The sequence below is a fragment of the Phaeobacter gallaeciensis DSM 26640 genome (genome assembly GCF_000511385.1).
Classification (GTDB): Bacteria; Pseudomonadota; Alphaproteobacteria; order Rhodobacterales; family Rhodobacteraceae; genus Phaeobacter; species Phaeobacter gallaeciensis.
Genome location: NC_023137.1, coordinates 2,306,867 through 2,324,143 on the forward strand (window position 1 = coordinate 2,306,867; position 17,277 = coordinate 2,324,143).

General features: G+C 58.3%; 16 protein-coding genes. 8 read left to right on the forward strand and 8 right to left on the reverse strand.

The window, feature by feature from the left end; all coding sequences use genetic code 11:
- Positions 1-82: 82 nt before the first annotated feature.
- From putA to GAL_RS11240, 3 genes are all read left to right on the forward strand, one after another.
- Complete coding sequence (gene putA, locus GAL_RS11230) at positions 83-3,526, forward strand: bifunctional proline dehydrogenase/L-glutamate gamma-semialdehyde dehydrogenase PutA (protein ID WP_040104147.1); 3,444 nt, start codon at positions 83-85, stop codon at positions 3,524-3,526.
- A 63-nt stretch (positions 3,527-3,589) separates the two neighbouring features.
- Complete coding sequence (locus GAL_RS11235; RefSeq protein ID WP_024097703.1) at positions 3,590-4,378, forward strand: rhomboid family intramembrane serine protease; 789 nt, start codon at positions 3,590-3,592, stop codon at positions 4,376-4,378.
- 40 nt (positions 4,379-4,418) lie between these two features.
- The gene (locus GAL_RS11240; protein WP_024097704.1) at positions 4,419-4,835 is read left to right on the forward strand and encodes a GFA family protein; all 417 of its coding nucleotides are present in this window, start codon (positions 4,419-4,421) and stop codon (positions 4,833-4,835) included.
- A 92-nt stretch (positions 4,836-4,927) separates the two neighbouring features.
- Here GAL_RS11240 and GAL_RS11245 read toward each other — a convergent pair whose 3' ends face one another.
- Both GAL_RS11245 and GAL_RS11250 read right to left on the reverse strand, forming a co-directional pair.
- Positions 4,928-5,713, reverse strand: a complete 786-nt coding sequence (locus GAL_RS11245; RefSeq protein ID WP_024097705.1) for an inositol monophosphatase family protein — start codon at positions 5,711-5,713, stop codon at positions 4,928-4,930.
- Between the two features lie 214 nt (positions 5,714-5,927).
- Positions 5,928-6,833 carry a LysR family transcriptional regulator gene (locus tag GAL_RS11250; protein WP_024097706.1) on the reverse strand — a complete coding sequence of 302 codons (906 nt, stop codon included), beginning with the start codon at positions 6,831-6,833 and terminating at the stop codon, positions 5,928-5,930.
- 96 nt (positions 6,834-6,929) lie between these two features.
- Between GAL_RS11250 and metF the strand changes: the two genes are divergently transcribed.
- Positions 6,930-7,799 (forward strand): methylenetetrahydrofolate reductase [NAD(P)H], encoded by an 870-nt coding sequence (gene metF, locus GAL_RS11255; protein WP_024097707.1) that lies wholly within the window; start codon positions 6,930-6,932, stop codon positions 7,797-7,799.
- A gap of 99 nt (positions 7,800-7,898) precedes the next feature.
- Positions 7,899-8,432, forward strand: a complete 534-nt coding sequence (locus GAL_RS11260; protein WP_024097708.1) for a PaaI family thioesterase — start codon at positions 7,899-7,901, stop codon at positions 8,430-8,432.
- Positions 8,433-9,082: 650 nt separating this feature from the next.
- On the opposite strand, the gene GAL_RS11270 is transcribed toward GAL_RS11260, so the two are convergent.
- Positions 9,083-10,294 carry an aminomethyltransferase family protein gene (locus tag GAL_RS11270; RefSeq protein WP_024097710.1) on the reverse strand — a complete coding sequence of 404 codons (1,212 nt, stop codon included), beginning with the start codon at positions 10,292-10,294 and terminating at the stop codon, positions 9,083-9,085.
- A gap of 153 nt (positions 10,295-10,447) precedes the next feature.
- Here GAL_RS11270 and GAL_RS11275 point away from each other — a divergent pair, with 153 nt between their 5' ends.
- Positions 10,448-11,332, forward strand: coding sequence for a LysR substrate-binding domain-containing protein (locus GAL_RS11275; protein ID WP_024097711.1), 885 nt, complete (start codon positions 10,448-10,450; stop codon positions 11,330-11,332).
- Between the two features lie 52 nt (positions 11,333-11,384).
- Here GAL_RS11275 and GAL_RS11280 read toward each other — a convergent pair whose 3' ends face one another.
- Positions 11,385-11,987 (reverse strand): hypothetical protein, encoded by a 603-nt coding sequence (locus GAL_RS11280; protein ID WP_024097712.1) that lies wholly within the window; start codon positions 11,985-11,987, stop codon positions 11,385-11,387.
- A gap of 206 nt (positions 11,988-12,193) precedes the next feature.
- On the opposite strand from GAL_RS11280, the gene GAL_RS11285 reads away from it, so the two are divergent.
- Positions 12,194-13,228 (forward strand): AraC family transcriptional regulator, encoded by a 1,035-nt coding sequence (locus GAL_RS11285; protein WP_024097713.1) that lies wholly within the window; start codon positions 12,194-12,196, stop codon positions 13,226-13,228.
- 164 nt (positions 13,229-13,392) lie between these two features.
- On the opposite strand, the gene GAL_RS11290 is transcribed toward GAL_RS11285, so the two are convergent.
- The 4 genes from GAL_RS11290 to GAL_RS11305 all read right to left on the reverse strand — a co-directional run bounded on the left by GAL_RS11290 (position 13,393) and on the right by GAL_RS11305 (position 16,156).
- The gene (locus tag GAL_RS11290; RefSeq protein ID WP_024097714.1) at positions 13,393-13,722 is read right to left on the reverse strand and encodes a hypothetical protein; all 330 of its coding nucleotides are present in this window, start codon (positions 13,720-13,722) and stop codon (positions 13,393-13,395) included.
- A gap of 268 nt (positions 13,723-13,990) precedes the next feature.
- Positions 13,991-14,344: a hypothetical protein gene (locus tag GAL_RS11295; protein WP_024097715.1), complete on the reverse strand. Its 354-nt coding sequence runs from the start codon at positions 14,342-14,344 to the stop codon at positions 13,991-13,993.
- A gap of 154 nt (positions 14,345-14,498) precedes the next feature.
- On the reverse strand, positions 14,499-15,329 hold the full coding sequence (locus GAL_RS11300) for an autotransporter domain-containing protein (protein WP_024097716.1): 831 nt from the start codon (positions 15,327-15,329) through the stop codon (positions 14,499-14,501).
- 401 nt (positions 15,330-15,730) lie between these two features.
- Positions 15,731-16,156, reverse strand: a complete 426-nt coding sequence (locus GAL_RS11305; protein ID WP_024097717.1) for a hypothetical protein — start codon at positions 16,154-16,156, stop codon at positions 15,731-15,733.
- A 401-nt stretch (positions 16,157-16,557) separates the two neighbouring features.
- On the opposite strand from GAL_RS11305, the gene GAL_RS22800 reads away from it, so the two are divergent.
- Entirely contained in the window at positions 16,558-17,028 is a 471-nt protein-coding gene (locus tag GAL_RS22800) for a hypothetical protein (protein ID WP_244462758.1), read from the forward strand.
- Positions 17,029-17,277: the final 249 nt, after the last annotated feature.

The following is a 17,277-nucleotide window of genomic DNA, read 5'->3' on the forward strand; positions in this document are numbered from 1 at the left end:
AAACGACCAACCTTGGCATCGCCCACGGTTTTTTCGGAGAGTTCCCAACATGACCGCGCCCCAATCCCAGACCACGCCCGCAATGCCTTCCGCGCCGACTCCGGCGCACAGCAACGCCCTGCGCTATCGCATTGATGCAGGCACCTACGCCGATCAGGCCCAGATGCGGGACCAGCTGTTCGCGCTTGCCAATCTGGACGCAACGGACCGCAGCACCATCAGCGCCAATGCCGCGGCACTGGTGCGCGACATCCGCGGCCATTCCTCCCCCGGTCTGATGGAGGTGTTTCTCGCCGAATACGGTCTCTCCACCGATGAAGGCGTTGCCCTGATGTGCCTTGCGGAGGCGCTGCTTCGGGTGCCTGACGCGGACACCATTGACGCCCTGATCGAGGATAAGATCGCGCCGTCGGAATGGGGCAAGCACTTGGGCAAATCCACCTCCTCACTGGTCAATGCTTCCACCTGGGCACTGATGCTGACGGGCAAGGTGCTGGACGAGAAGCGCAGCCCCGTCTCCGCCTTGCGCGGTGCCATCAAACGTCTGGGCGAGCCGGTGATCCGCACCGCTGTCAGCCGCGCGATGAAGGAAATGGGTCGCCAGTTCGTGCTGGGAGAAACCATCGAAAGCGCGATGAAACGCGCCGCCAGCATGGAGGCCAAGGGCTATACCTACTCCTACGACATGCTGGGAGAGGCCGCCCGCACGGAAGCGGACGCCGCCCGCTATCATCTGGCCTATTCACGGGCGATTTCAGCCATCGCGGCAGCCTGCAACAGCGAGGACATTCGCCAGAACCCCGGTATTTCTGTGAAACTCTCGGCCCTGCACCCGCGCTATGAGCTGGCGCAGGAAACCCGCGTCATGGAAGAGCTGGTCCCGCGCCTGCAGGCGCTGGCGCTTCTGGCCAAAGCGGCAGGCATGGGCCTCAATGTTGACGCCGAAGAGGCCGATCGCCTGTCGCTCTCGCTTGAGGTCATTGAGGAGGTGATCTCCGATCCGGCCCTTGCAGGCTGGGACGGCTTCGGTGTGGTGGTTCAGGCCTATGGTCCGCGCACTCGAGCAGCGCTGGATGCGCTTTATGACATGGCGGACCGCTATGACCGCCGCTTGATGGTGCGGCTAGTGAAAGGCGCCTATTGGGACACGGAGGTGAAGCGCGCCCAGGTTGAAGGGGTCGATGGCTTCCCCGTCTACACCCACAAATCGCTGACCGATGTGTCCTACATCGCCAATGCCCGCAAGCTCCTGTCGATGACCGACCGGATCTATCCGCAGTTCGCCACCCATAACGCCCACACCGTCTCCGCGATTCTGCATATGGCGAAGGAGACCGATAATGGCGCCTATGAATTCCAGCGGCTGCATGGCATGGGCGAGACCCTGCATCAGATGGTGCTGGAGCAGAACCGCACCCATTGCCGGATCTATGCGCCGGTTGGGGCGCATCGCGATCTGCTGGCATATCTGGTGCGTCGCCTGCTGGAAAACGGGGCCAATAGCTCCTTTGTGAACCAGATCGTGGACGAGACTGTCCCACCCGAGGTCGTCGCCGCCGATCCCTTTGCACAAGTCGAGGATCTGACCGCAAACCTGCGCAAGGGGCCTGATCTGTTCCAACCGGAGCGGCCCAATTCGATGGGGTTTGATCTGGGCCACGCGCCCACCCTTGCGGCCATCGACGCCGCCCGCACGCCTTGGAAGAGCAACAACTGGACCGCAGAGCCACTGTTGGCCGAGGCGCCCGCGACCACAACCACCACAGATGAGCCAGTGCGCAACCCCGCCGACCTGACCACCGTGGGCCATGTGAAGACGGCCGGTGAGGCCGAGATTGACGCCGCACTCAGCGCCGCAACCCCTTGGAACGCCGGCGCTGAGACCCGCGCGGAGATCCTGAACCGGGCTGCCGACCTCTATGAGAAAAACTACGGTGAGCTGTTCGCGCTGCTGACCCGCGAGGCGGGCAAAAGCCTACCCGATTGCGTGGCCGAACTGCGCGAAGCGGTGGATTTCCTGCGCTACTACGCCGCGCGCATCCCGGCGGAACCGCCGGTTGGTGTCTTCACCTGTATTTCACCCTGGAACTTCCCGCTGGCGATTTTCTCAGGTCAGATTGCCGCCGCACTGGCCGTGGGTAATGCGGTTCTGGCCAAACCCGCCGAACAGACACCATTGATTGCTCACCGTGCCATCTCGCTGTTGCATGAGGCGGGCGTGCCGCGCAGCGCGCTGCAACTGCTGCCGGGCGGAGGCTCCGTTGGTGGCGCCCTCACCTCCGATGCACGTGTCGGCGGCGTGGCCTTTACCGGCTCAACCGCAACCGCGCTCAAGATCCGCGCCGCCATGGCCGAACATCTGCGCCCCGGCGCGCCGCTGATTGCCGAAACAGGTGGGCTGAACGCGATGATCGTGGACAGCACCGCCCTGCCAGAACAGGCTGTGCAATCGGTGATCGAAAGCGCCTTTCAATCCGCAGGTCAGCGCTGCTCAGCTCTGCGCTGCCTCTATCTTCAGGACGACATCGCCGACAATGTGCTGAAAATGCTGAAGGGCGCGATGGATGCGCTGCGGCTTGGCGATCCCTGGAACCTGTCCACCGACAGTGGTCCGGTCATTGACGAGACAGCCCGCAAAGGCATCCTCGCCCATATCGATACCGCCCGCGCCGAGGGTCGGGTGCTGAAGGAAATGACGGCACCGCAGGGCGGTACCTTCGTGGCCCCAACCCTGATCGAAATCACCGGCATTCAGGCACTGGAACAGGAGATCTTTGGCCCGGTTCTGCATGTGGTGCGCTTCAAATCGCAGGATCTGGACCAGATCATCAGTGATATCAACGCCACGGGCTATGGGCTGACCTTTGGCCTGCACACGCGGATTGATGACCGGGTGCAATACATCTGTGACCGGATTCACGCGGGCAACCTCTATGTGAACCGCAACCAGATCGGTGCGATCGTCGGCAGTCAGCCCTTTGGCGGCGAAGGCCTCTCCGGTACCGGACCCAAGGCAGGCGGCCCTTTCTACATGGCGCGCTTCTGCGCGCCGGACCGGCAGTCAGCCGCAACGGATTGGCCGAGTGAGACCGCACCTATGACCAGCCTGCCTGCCCCAACGGGCCAGCCCATGCAGGAGGTCACCACCAGCCTGCCCGGCCCCACCGGTGAATCCAACCGGCTGTCACAGCTCTCCCGCCCGCCCCTCCTGTGCCTTGGGCCGGGACCGGAGGCTGTTGCAGCGCAGGCCCGTGCAGTTCACGCCTTGGGTGGTACCGCGATTGAGGCCACAGGCCCGCTGGACATGGCGTTTCTTCAGACGATGGTGGACACCGGCGGCGTGATCTGGTGGGGGGATGAACCCACCGCCCGCGAGATTGAGCATCAGCTAGCCAAGCACGACGGCCCAATTCTGCCGCTGATCCCCGGCCTGCCGGATATCGCACGGGTACAGGCAGAACGGCATGTCTGTGTCGACACTACCGCTGCGGGCGGCAACGCGGCCCTTCTGGGCGGCATGTCCTGACTGGCACAGGCGACGCGCGGGTAAGCTCTTGACGCTGGGCCATATTCGGCCCAGCGTTCCCCCATGTTTCCGATCCGTGACCACAACCCGTCCGGGCGCACGCCCTATGTCACCTATGCGCTGATGGTGGCGAATATCGCGATTTTTGCGCTGATCTATTTTGGCTATGACAGCCCGCGCCGCCTGACCGCGCTTTACAACGCCTACGCCCTGCTCCCGGCAGAGGTCACATCAGGCTACGACTGGAAAACGCTGCTGACCTCGACCTTCCTACATGGCAGCTGGATGCACCTTGGCGGCAACATGCTGTTTCTGTGGATCTTTGGCGACAACATGGAAGATGAGATGGGCCATTTCACCTTCCTCGCCTTCTACCTTGTCTCCGGCGTCGGCGCCGGGCTGATCCATGTGGCCAGCGCCCCTTATTCACTGGTGCCGCTGGTCGGCGCCTCTGGCGCCATTGCCGGGGTCATGGGCGGCTATCTGTTGCTCTTTCCGCGGGCGCGCGTCGATATCCTGCTGATCCTGATCATCTATTTCCGCGTCTTCTCAATTCCCGCCTTTGTGATGCTGGGTGTGTGGCTGGGCATGCAATTTCTGGGCGGCATCGGCTCTGATCCTCAGGCGGGCGGTGTGGCCTATTGGGCCCATGCGGGCGGTTTTGGCGTCGGGCTGGTGCTGACGATCCCGCTCTGGCTGCGACGGGGCGGACCGACCTATTGGGGCAAGACCCATGGACAGCCGCCCCACCCCAAGGTCAGCTACTCTGCCAGTCGTATCCCCCGCGTGGCACGCAAATCCCCGCGTGATGCCCACAGGAACAGCCGCCGAGATAGCCCGTGGGGCCGATAATGACGCGCCATCTCACATCCCTTAGAAAAGGCCCGCCTCAATGACCTCAGGCACTCCCACAGCCACTACCACTGACGGCCCAACAACCTGCCGTGCCAGCTGCCACTGTGGCGCGGTTGAGATCAGCGCCGACCTACCCCGCGGCCTTGCCTCAGCCAGCCGCTGCAATTGTTCCTTCTGCATCCGCAGGGGCGCCGCCGCTGTCACCGCCCGCACCGACAGCCTGCGCATCCTCAAAGGGGCGGAGAACCTCAGCCTCTACACCTGGGGCAGCCATACGGCGAAGCATTATTTCTGCAAGACCTGCGGCATCTATGTCTATCACCAACGCCGCTCCGACCCGGCGGAATGCGGGATCAACCTCGGTTGCATCGACGGGGGCAACCCGCGCGCACATGCCGAAACCTATGGTGAGATCCCCTGGCACGATGGCGTGAACCACCCGTCGGACCAATAGGCAAAAGCGAAACCGCCAGCTCTCTCAACCAGAGCCGTCAAACAAAAAACGCGACCCAAGGGCCGCGTTTCAAAACCTGCTATCAGACCCGATCAGTCCCGGATCACCTTGGCAAAGGTCTCAAAAATCGCCTCATTGGCGCAGAGCACTTCGCCCGATGACAGGATATCATCCTCTGGGTTCACCGCTTCAATCAGCCCACCGGCCTCCTGCACGATGATGATACCAGCCGCCAGATCCCAGGCATTCAGGCGGCGTTCCCAATACCCTTCGTAGCGGCCTGCCGCCACATAGGCCAGGTCCAGCGCCGCAGCGCCCCAGCGACGCACACCGGCACAGGCAGGCATCAACCGCGCCAGATCCTGCAAGGTTGCAGGCAGATCCGAGCGTCCGGCAAAGGGCAGACCGGTAGCAAAAATCGATTCAATCATGCGGTGACGACCCGAGACACGGATACGGGTGTCATTCATCCAGGCGCCGGCGCCTTTTTCGGCAAAGAACATCTCATCCTTGGCCGCATCATAGACCACACCGGCCACAACTTTGCCCTTGTGCTCCAGCGCGATGGAGATCGCCCAATGCGGCAGACCGTGCAAGAAGTTGGTGGTGCCATCCAGCGGGTCCACAATCCAGCGACGGGTCGGATCTGCGCCTTCCTCTTCGCCACCCTCTTCGGCCAGCCAGCCATAAGTCGGGCGCGCGCCCATCAGTTCCTCTTTCAGGATCTTTTCCGCAGCTATATCGGCCTTGGAGACAAAGTCGCCCGCACCCTTTCTCGACACCTGAAGGTTTTCAACTTCGCGAAAATCCTTGACCAGCGACCGCCCCGCCTTGCGGGCAGCTTTGATCATGATGTTGAGGTTTGCGCTGCCAATCATGCGAAAGACTCCTGAGCAAATAGGGGGAGATGTCGGTCAAACCGTGCCTATACGCGCCTCATTGCCGCTTGCCAAGGCCCAATAGGGGCAGAACCACTCCCCAACGCACATGAGAGCTATGCCGCAGACGCATGTGTGTGGCGGCGGCCCGCAACCGGAACCTGACAGACCAAGGCCAGACACCGGACGGTGGGGCCAATCAATGGCCCGCGCCCTACTGCTGCTGCAGCCTGCGCGCCTCAACCTTGGCCAGTCGGATCAGTTCCTGCATATAAGGTTTTTCCCGGTCCTCAGCGCGGATCGCCGCATAAAGCCTGCGGGTAATCCCCTTGGATGTCAGGGGCCGTGTCACATAGTCAGAGGAGTATTTCACCTCCCGCACCACCCAGTCGGGCAGTACCGAGATGCCCCGGTTCGACGCCACCAGCAGCAGGATCACCGCCGTCAGCTCCACCTGCCGGATATGCGCAGGCTCAACCCCCGCCGGGGTCAGCAACTGGCTGAAAATATCCAAGCGCGACTTCTCCACCGGATAGGTGATCAGGGTCTGGCCGCGAAAATCCTCGGCCTCGATATGAGGCTTCTCAGCCAGCGGATGCAACGCAGAGGCCACAAAAACCGGTTTATAATCAAACAGCTCAATGAACTCGATCCCCGGCAGCACCTCCGGGTCGGAGGAAATCACCAGATCAACCTCCTCCTTTTGCAATGCCGGCAGCGCATCAAAGGCAAGGCCCGGACGAATATCCACATCCACATCGGCCCAATTCTTGCGCAAGCCCTCCAGCACCGGGAACAGCCATTCAAAACAGGCGTGACACTCAATCGCGATATACATCCGCCCGGTGTTGCCATCCCGCAGTGCCGAAAACTCCGCCTGCATCGCCTCCACCTGCGGCAACACCTGATCTGCCAGCCGCAACAGCCGCAGACCCGCCGCCGACAGCTTCATCGGTTTGGAGCGTCGCAGGAACAGCTCGACCCCTGCCTGATCCTCCAGCCCCTTGATCTGATGGCTGAGCGCACTCTGGGTGATATTCAGCTGATCCGCCGCCCGCGCCAACCCGCCTTCCTGGTGAATGGCCTTAATCGTGCGCAGGTGTCGAAATTCGATGTGCATCTATCGCGTCGCTCATGTTGTTCTTGAGTATTATGAAATTGTTTCACAATGGGCGCTATGCAACAAGAGATGAAATCATGCGGAGCGCTTTTTAAAATGACGACCCCTGACATCTCTTTTGAATTCTTCCCGCCGCAGTCTCTGGAGGCCTCATTTCGGCTTTGGGACACGGTGCAGACTCTGGCCCCACTGGCGCCGCGGTTTGTCTCGGTCACCTATGGTGCCGGCGGCACCACCCGTGACCTCACGCGGGAGGCCGTGGCAACCTTGCACAACGCCTCCGGCCTTAATGTCGCCGCGCATCTGACCTGCGTCAACGCCACCAAAGCAGAGACCATGACAATAGCCGATCAGTTTGCCGAAGCAGGCGTGCGCGAAATCGTGGCCCTGCGTGGTGACCCGCCAAAGGGCTCCGCCGGGTTTGAACCCCACCCCGAGGGCTACGCCAATTCGGTTGAGCTGATCGCCGCACTGGCTGAACGCGATCAATTCTCCATCCGCGTCGGCGCCTACCCCGATCGCCATCCCGAAGCCACCAGTGCCCGCGCAGATGTCGAGTGGCTCAAACGCAAGCTGGACGCCGGTGCGGATGAAGCCCTGACTCAGTTCTTCTTTGAGGCCGATACCTTCCTGCGCTTCCGCGATGACTGCGCCAAGGCCGGGATCGACACCAGCCGCATCACCCCCGGCATCCTGCCGATTGAAAACTGGAAGGGCGCGCGCAACTTCGCCAAGCGCTGCGGCACCACCATTCCGGCCTGGATCGACGATGCCTTTGACAAGGCGATCCGCGACGGACGCGAAGATCTGCTCGCCACAGCCCTGTGCACCGAACTTTGCTCCGACCTGATGGACAATGGCGTCGACAAGCTGCATTTCTACACGCTGAACCGCCCAGAGCTGACCCGTGATGTCTGCTTTGCGCTTGGCATCACGCCTGATGTCTCGCTGGAGAACGTGGCGTAGCGCTTGCCCTGCGACCTGCGCGCTCCTAGCCTCCGATCCTGACGCCCCTGCTGTTTCCGGCGGGGGCGTTTTGTTCAGAACTAAGATCAGGATTGCCGCATGACCTCACCGTCGCCCTCATCCATCGCGCCCTCTGCCGCCGCTCACCAACGCCGCGCCACGGGTCCTGCCGATCTGATGAAGCCTGAGGAGATTTCGCGGATTTCCGGGCTGGAGTTCATGCAGTCCATCCTTGACGGCCGCCTGCCCGGTCCGCCCATTGGGGAAACCCTCGGCTACCATCTGCATAGCGTCGAGCCGGGCAAGGTGATGTTCCGTGGCACCCCTGAATTTGCGGTCACCAACCCACTGGGCACCGTTCACGGCGGCTGGTATGGCACCCTGCTGGACAGCGCCATGGCCTGTGCCGTGATGACCCGCGTGCCCAAGGGATCCGTCTATACAACGCTGGAATTCAAGGTGAATATCCTACGATCTATCCCGCTGGGCACCGAAATCGAATGTATTGGCCTCACCGATCACGTCGGGCGCTCCACCGGCGTTGCCCATGGCGAGTTGCGCGGTGTTGCCGACGGCCGTCTCTACGCCACCGGCTCCACCACCTGCATCGTCATGCAGATCTCTGCCAGCTAAGGTTCAAACAGTTTCTCCATCCGGTGCAGGCGCCAGGTGCTGGTTCGAGTTTGGAAAACTCCTTTACAACGATCACCCATACACTGGCACATGACTGACCTTGCTCTCACGTGCGCAGACCACCCAATAACAGCCCTCCGGATCCTCGCGACGAGAGCTAGAAAGCCCTTTCTGCACGAAACGGCGAAAGCAGGCGACGGGCCTAGCAAAGTTGTGCAGGAGATGCCTTGGGCATCCAATGCAGGATTGCCCATTTATGCGGGCGAAAACGCAGGCTTTCATGTCGCTCTTTCGCGCGATGAAACCAGTTATCTGCAAGGTACCTGGATTTGCCGTTGTTGACGGGTCAGGCATCGCGCTCCGCGCGAATCTTGCGAAAACGCAAGACACAGTGCAAATCGGCTAGACCCCCACCCGTGCATCGGGCTGTCCGACGACTGCTATGTGAGTGCACCGACACGGGTCTGATTAGGCCAGGCGCATGATGTTCATGTTCGAGCCTCAATTGTCTGTAGAACGCTTCTATGCTTGTGGACAGAAGTGCTTTGAGAAGACCTTCAGCGATAAAATGTGAGGTGGTTAGAGGCGGCGCCGACCGCCTCTAAGTTGCAGACCTCGGTACTTGTTAACCAAATACCGAGGCATAAGGGTCATTCCGCCGCGATTGGGTTGGTCGGGATATCCAACAGCTTGCCGCGTGGAATGAGCCGGTCCGCATCATACATTGGAAGGGTGCAAAGTTCGCCGCATTGAGTGGTGCCATCGGAGCAAAGCACATCGACATGCGTACCTGGGCCTTGCGCAGGGTCATCCATGCGTACGATGCAGACACCGCAGCCTTGATAGGGCGAGTAACCCGACGAGCAGACCTTGCCCACCACCTTGCCCCCGACGGTCATAACATGACCAAGCCGGGCCACACCGCCAGAGACGCGCATGCCCCAGGTGCGGCAGGATTTATCGGCGGCTTCGAGCGCCTTGTGGCCAATAAAGTCACGGTCATCGAACTCCACAAAAGCCCCCAGGCCCGCCTCGAACGGTGTGGTTTCCGCTCCGAAATCAGACCCGGCGTTGAGCAATCCAGCCTCGATCCGCCGGGCGCGAAATACCGGCGTTCCTGTCAGCAGAATGTCGAAATCCGCGCCGATCTCCATGATCCTGTCGCCAATGGCCGCAACGTCAGTGTCAGGCAGCAGATAGACTTCCCAGCCCAGTTCATTGGTGAAGCCTGAGCGGCTGATCCAACAGGTCTGCCCCGCGATGGAAACTTCGGCACAGTCGAAATAATGGAAGGGATCGGGCATTGGCCCGTCCAGAACAGCGGCCAACAGCTCCAAAGACCGTGGCCCCTGAATTTGGCTTACCCAGACGTTGGGGTCATGGATTTTGACATCCAACCCCTCAGCATGAGCCTTGTACCAGCTGAACAGATCGCCGTCAGCTTGCGCCATCCAGAACCTATCCTGCGACAGCCTCAGCAGCACGCCATCAGTGATCATGCCACCATCGTGATAGCAGGCAAACTGGTAGGAACAGCGACCGGGCTTCACCTTGCTGACGCTGCGGGTGAACACTTTGTTCAGCAGCGTTTCAGCGTCCGGTCCGCTGATCTCAATTGGCAGTTCCCCGGTGTGACGAAAGATGACATTGGTACGCACTGCCCAATACATCTCGTCATCTGTAGCCGTGTCGAGTTTCTCTGGCGTCAGGCGAGAGTTGTAGAGCGTGTATTCGGGGTTATAGGGCAGCTCCATGTAGCTCAGTGGATGCGGTGGCATCGTGCGTGTCAGTTCGCGCGGGCGCTCGCCGTTGTTCTGGAAGGCTTTGACCGCGAAACGCGTATTGGAGAGGTCGGTTGTCATGTGTTTTTACCGTTCAGAGTTGTTAGACGCCTGCGGGTGATCTTCGACAAGAACAGATGAGCGCCACGCATTGACCCGTAGATAGGAGGACATCTGCGCTTGGCGCAAATCTAATGATTTGCACAAGCCGTTCGAAAAAATTAGACAATAGCTATGCGCTTTCGTTCTTATGATACTCTAAAGACTTTTGATGCCGTTGCCCGAAATCTGTCGATGACCAAGGCGGCGGACGAGTTGCATCAGTCGAAAGGGTCGATCAGTTACCAAGTGGGCAAGCTTGAAGCCGAGCTCGGCTTTCGCCTGTTCGAGCGCGCGCACGCAAAACTGGAACTGACGGAAGAAGGGCGCAGGTTGTGGCACGTCTCCCAAACGGCACTGAGCCAGATAGACCGTGAAATCGAAGACCTACGTGGCACAGCCTCAGATGCCGTGACCATTGGCGCATTGACCTATTTCTCCTCGCGCTGGCTGTCGCCAAGGCTCACCCGCTTTTTCGAGGCCAATCCCGGTATCAGCTTGCGGATCGAGCCGATCAACTCCGTAGAAATGTTACGATCTGTCAAAGTCGACATGGCCATACTTTGGGGCATTGGCGGCTGGAGAGGCCATGAAAGTGAGCTTCTGTTGCCCTTACCAGCTGTTCCAACCGCAAATCGCGCAGTTGCCGAGCAGGCCAGGCGGCTTGGATTACCCGATGCGGTCAGGACGCTTCCGCTCTTGGGGGACAGTTCCGGCGATGCCGGTTGGCGGGCCTGGCACAAAACTGCAGGACTGCCTTACGCACCCTGCCGGTCCAACCTGACGATTCCCGACTCAAACAGCCGCGTCCAGGCCGTCGTTGATGGCCAGGTGCTCGCCCTTTGGGATGATCTGGTCGCGCCTGAAATCAATGACGGAACGCTTGTCAGACTGTCTGACATCAAAGTTGAAAACGCGGGTTACTATGTCGTTTTCACAGATCGGCCGATGTCTCAGGGTGCGGAGGCTTTTCTAGATTGGTTGCGGGCTGAAAAAAATCACAACGAGAGGCCTGGCTGAAATCCTGCGGGGGTGCAGTTCATGAACGGCGGGCCCCAACGATGCATACGGCTCAGTCGCTCTGACTTTTCCAGAGTTGGGCAACGTGTGCCGCTGTGACAACTCCGATATGGGTTCCGATCGGCATGTCGGTGGGGTTATCCTGCCATTGCTTGAACTTCAAAACTGCGCCCACGGAAAAAGCAACCACGTTCAAGTAAGGAATTGCAGGCGTTTCTTGAACTTTCTGCTCTGCGCCCCGTTTGATCGTTCCATCACTTTCGCCAGTCAGTGTGCTCGTATCAGTGAAACCGTTGGCATAACTCGTACGGGCAGACAGCAGGTAAGGCACGCCATCAAGATAGGCGTCGTTGTCGGTTCTCGATAACCCGAGCGATTTCGCATTTGCTTCGAGAACTATGTTGCTACCATTCTGCGTCGTACCAAGCGATGAAGTGTTTGTCGTATGGCTCGCCATTTCCCCGGCAACAGTTGTTCCAATATGCGCTGCTTGGCGTGCCGTGGTCCGGGGCATCTCAGGGCGGCCGATCTTGACGCCATGATGAGCAGTGCCGCCAGAGTGTTGTCCCGGCCCAGCCATGACCGATCCTGCGGTCAGTGCGATCACGAGTGCCGGTGCGACGATGAGGTTTTTGATTGTGTTGAAGCGTTGCATTTTTTGTTTCCTTTGTCTTACGGTGATCTCTCCAACCTAGGACCGTGATCCTTTTGAGTATTGTCAGAAGGGGTCAGTCTTTTGTCATTTGCCACCACGCCCCCCTTGATGCGGCTTGGCACGGCTTCATCACCCAGCCTATTGTTGTCTTGAATAGAAAACGACCCAACTCAGGAAGGCGCGCCCATCTCGGGCGATAGATCGGCATGAAAGAAACCCAATCAAATTCGGATGGCGATATTTGGAACGTCCCAGGGTTTGGCGTCCATCACATCGCCAAGCTTCTCGAAAACCGTGGTCTGGATATTGTTGCGCTTCTAAGATCGGCCAACCTACCTGTCGACATTCACGAAACCCCGCCAAATTTTGTTGATGTCCGCAACGAGCTGAGGCTCTTGGAGCTTGCTATCCAGGAAACCGGCGACCCCTTGTTTGCGATCTCAGCTGGAAAAACGTTCAACCCCAGAAAGACGACCCTTCTCAGCTATGTCGTGTTGAACTCTCCGACCGTGGGCGAAGCCATTGAGAAGGCTGTGACCTACGCGCGCTTGGCGCGGGGCTTTGCCAAGCTGTCATTCTATGAGGAAGAACGCGGTATGTTCTTGGAGATCGATTCCGCAGCCCAGCTGGTGCGTGCTGATGGCGCGCATAATGAGTTTCGAACGTCTGCTTTTCTGACCAGTCTTCAAATTGCAGCCGAGACGCCATTGCCGGTCCTCGAGATACGTTTCCCGCATGATTTGACCGAAGAGCTGCAAATACAGATCGCTGATGCTTTGTCGATCAAAATCAAACTAAGGCAACGCGTTCCGGGCATCCTGTTTGACTGGGCAGTGATGGATGTTCCGATCAGAGATGCGGACCCCGCCCTACTGTTGCACCTTGAAACACATGTGCAAACGCTGATGAAGGATCTTCCGCCAGACATCGGTGAAACAAGTTCCTTGGTGCAAAACGAGATCACCTCGCGACTGTCCTTTAGTGCGCCGACACAGGATGACATCGCAAAGACGCTCGGGATGAGTATCAGCACGCTTGGCCGTAAACTGACCAAGGAAGGCACAACCTATAAGCAGCTGCTCAAGGACATCCGAAAACGGCTCGCGGAGCAGTATCTTGATGACCCCAAACTCAGCCTTTCCGAGATAGCTTTTGCGCTGGGGTATTCTGATCAGGCGGCGTTTACCAATGCCTACAAAAACTGGACGGGTCACTCTCCGGGAAGTGTTCGCACTGCGTAGCTGATCTCGGCGTTTACAGATCTGTTAACAAGATGCTGCCGGACCCCGGAGTTGATATCCGGGGCCCGGCATTCGGTGGTGGCACATCGCGATGTCTCAAATTTGATTATATCCGGATTCCCGTATTCGATCACTCGAATAGCGACGCCTCATCCTGGCGAATTTCAGATGCATACATCCCAAGGTTTGACTAGAGGTCTTGGTCCACCACTGTAACCACATGTCCAGCTGGTCCAAGTTTTTTGACCGGTAGAAAGGTGGGGAGACTCGCCGAGTTTGCCGACGGACAGGTTGTCTTGATCCTGACCAAAGCCTTTGTCGGCGTGGTAGGTATGGGCCATCTGGTCCGCGTTATTGAGTGCTTGCGAAACGGTCGAGCGCACATCATGGGCTTTCCCGCTGAAACCGTGGCCATTCAACGGCCCGGCCATGGAGGCTCCGGCGCTCATGAACAGGGCGAATACGGTGGTGGCGGTGATCATTGTCTTTTGCATCTGTCTTCTCCTTTTGGGGGTGAGCGTCTGTCACGCTGTCTGTGCACTCAATCTGGCAGTTTCGGGCACGGGATTATTGCGCTGGCAGGTCAGGGTTTTGCGAAAAGCCATCAAATTGGAGGCCATGCGCCACGTGGTTTGCAAATGGAAGGTGTCAGGTCGGAGCTGGCTTCCTCCCAGGACCCTGAAAGGGGCAGCAGCCAAACGAAACCGGACCCCGGAGTTGATATCCGGGGCCCGGCAGTAGGTGGTGGCACATCGCGATGTCTCAGCGGTGGTGACTCGTTATTTGCGGGAGTGTTTTTAGGATTTTCTGATGATCACCCGTAACCCAATCACTGAGCTTTTTCCCTTCCTGAGGGCGGTTTACCGGAAATGTAATCTTAGCGCTTGAGGATGTCGATTGGGTCGAGGTCAGGTTGTTTTGATCCTGACCAAAGCCAATGTCGGTGCGGTAGGTATGGGCCATCTGATCCGCGTTGCCGATCGCTTGCGATACGGATGAGCGCACAGCATGGGCTTTCCCGCTGAAACCGTGGCCATTCAAAGGTCCCGCCATGGAGGCTCCGGCGCTCATGAACAGGGCGAATACGGTGGTGGCGGTGATCATTGTCTTTTGCATCTGTCTTCTCCTTTTGGGGGGTGAGCGTGTCTTTCACGCTGTCTGTGCATTCAATTTGGCAGTTTGCGGCCTGGGATTATTGCGCTGGCGGGTCAGGGTTTTGCGAAAAGCCATCAAATTGGTGCCGACCTCTCCCTCGCTTCAGCGACCGGCCCTAGAACTGTACCTCAAAGCCGATGTTCCAGCTGAAGGTGTCGTCGCCCGAACTGCTTCCCAATTCGGTCTCGCTGGTAACCTCAGCATAGAGTTGCGAGTGATCTGTCAGGGAGACATTACCACCTATGCTCAGGGCGGCTGTGTTCTGACCAGCGACCAGTGAGGTGTCGCTGTCAAAGGCGTGATAGACATCGATTTGACCATACAGCATCGTATTGCTCTGAAAGGCACGTTCGGCACGCAGTCCGAACCTGGTCATCAACGTATCACCATCCAGCAAGGATCCGATCCGACTGCTCCCGACCCGATCTGCGGCATCATCCATATGGATGTCGCTATATGTGAATTCCATTTGCGGGATGAGCGTCAAACCGTTCTGCAGTGACAAGGGCTTGCCTACTTCAACAGAGACCTCATACCCGCTGCCGCTGACGTCGGCCACGTTCTGACCATTCAGACTAATGCTGCTGTCAAAATGCCCGTAGCGAAGTTGTCCGTCGATATATAGCGCACTGTCCGCAACCCAACGTGCGCCAAGGGTTACATCGTAAGCGTCGGATGAGATATCCGCGCTGATCAAGCGGGTGTTGACGATGGATGAGAGATTGCTGACGCCAAACTCAAGCGTTCCGAACACCTCCCCGCCAGCAAGCTCGCCCAAAGAGAAATCGGTGGAGTATTGCTGGTCATCGCGGTTCGTCGTCAGGTTGAGATCGCCACCTGTATGACTGCCGCACTGGCGCTGGCTACACAGTGGGCCGGCCGAGGACGTTCCTGCACTTGCGACCAGCGCGAACACTGTAGCGAATGTAATGAGTGCTTTTTCCATCTTTGAGCGCCTTTCAACTGAGCGTGTTCGTTACGCTGTGTGTGAAACAAGCATGGCACCCTGCCGCACGGATTTATTGCGCCGGCGCATCATGGTTTTGCGAAAAGACATCAGGTGAACACCCGTTCCCGGCGCATCATGCAGCTGGGCATTCCCTGTCGGGTAAACATGGGTTTTGCGACAATCGCGCTGATACTCTGGCCCGGACCGACATTGATTTCGGGTCACTCTGGACGCAGCGAGAACGTACAGTCTGCTTTCCTCCAGAGACGAGCGCGCCGGGCCCCGGAGTTAGTGGCCGGAACCCACGTCAGATTGTGGCATGTCCTGTATTCTGAGAGGCGGTCAACCGGGGTCAACACCAGGTGCCGCCAAACACCACAGGGTGATCATCTTGGTGTTTATTGTTCCACAGGAATAATTTTGTTTTCTTCGGAACTTGTCAAAGTTGGGTGGATCCACAGGTCGTCGCCAGAATTCTTCATATTTTTGATAGCATCGGAGTCGACATTAATGTCCAGGTGGTATGCAGTTTCGTCGGAGCCGTACAACCCAGTTTGCTGCGAAGTTGCGAGATTCGTTCCACTCAGTGATTGCTTTGATGACAGGAACGGGAACCCCTCACCGACGGCAACACCTTCAGGCCTGATTGTGATTTGTTGGGTATGGGCCATCTGGTCCGCGTTGTTGAGCGCTTGCGATGCGGAGGCGCGCGCACCATGGGCTTTCCCGCCGAAGCCGTGGCCACTCAAGGGCCCGGCCATGGAGGCTCCGGCGCTCATGAGCAGGGCGAATACGGTGGTGGCGGTGATCATTGTCTTTTGCATCTGTCTTCTCCTCTGGGGGGTTGAGCGTGTGTTCCGCTGTCTGTGCAATCAATCTGGCAGTTCACGGCCCGGATTTATTGCGCTGGCAATTCAAGGTTTTGCGAAAAAGCGCCAAGTGACCACCCGTTCGCAACGCCACCTGCACCGGGCCAGCTTCAGTCAAGCCAACACTGGTTTGACGGCAGGTCCCCGCAAAACTGAACTGATCTGCGTTACTTCCGGCAACACGCTGCCCTTGATGCCCAAAGCCAAGGTTCGGCTCGCTGTCGGTGAAACATAGGTGAAAGCCTAAACTATCGTGTGCCGCACGTTGCATGAATGGCAGTATTCTCGATTGGCATCTGGTTTACGGGATGCGATGGCTGAGCTACCCGGATGAGTGTAAACCTGAAGGAGAGGCAGTGCAGTCACGCATGACATTTTGTTGTTTAGGGATACTGGTTCTCTGCGTTACTGTAGCTGGGTCAGCAACATCCGCACAAAACCAGAAACCGATCCACAACGTATTTTTCGGGTTCGACTTTGTTCTGCAACCTTTGACCGTCAAGTGGGCTTGCGGAGGCCAAAAAGATCGAGACTTATCCCAAATTGAAACGCTGGTTATTGCTTTTCCTGAAGATGCGGAACGAGCGGGATTAACATCTATGGTCGCCGCGCTGAGCAAAATGGAAACTGGACCGGAAAGCCTGCAACAGGTTCTTGGCGCTGAGTTGAACGGTCAGCAAGTCGATCAGTTGTGCGCGGTGGCACTGCCGTTGAATATCGATTGGGTTACCCCAGAGCAATTCATCATGGGCGACGAAAGCGATATTCCTGACGCACAAAAAGCGGCATGGGTCGACTTTTTTTCGGTAGTTGAAGGTTTTCAGTAGTTTCTGTTCATATGCCCGGACGGGCATTCAAATTGCTAAAGCCAAAACCCATTTCGTCAGCCCTGTGGACCATTCTACACCCGTAGTGAAGGTCTGGTCTGGACCTGAAACGCTTTTGTGGTTTGGGTCAGGGCTTCATGATGCCGCTTTTGACAGGATGCAGAAAACCCGCCGTATCGGATGGACCTGCGCGGCAGTCCGCATTCCTCCTGTCGACATTCCCAGGCTACCACAATCATAGCCTACCTA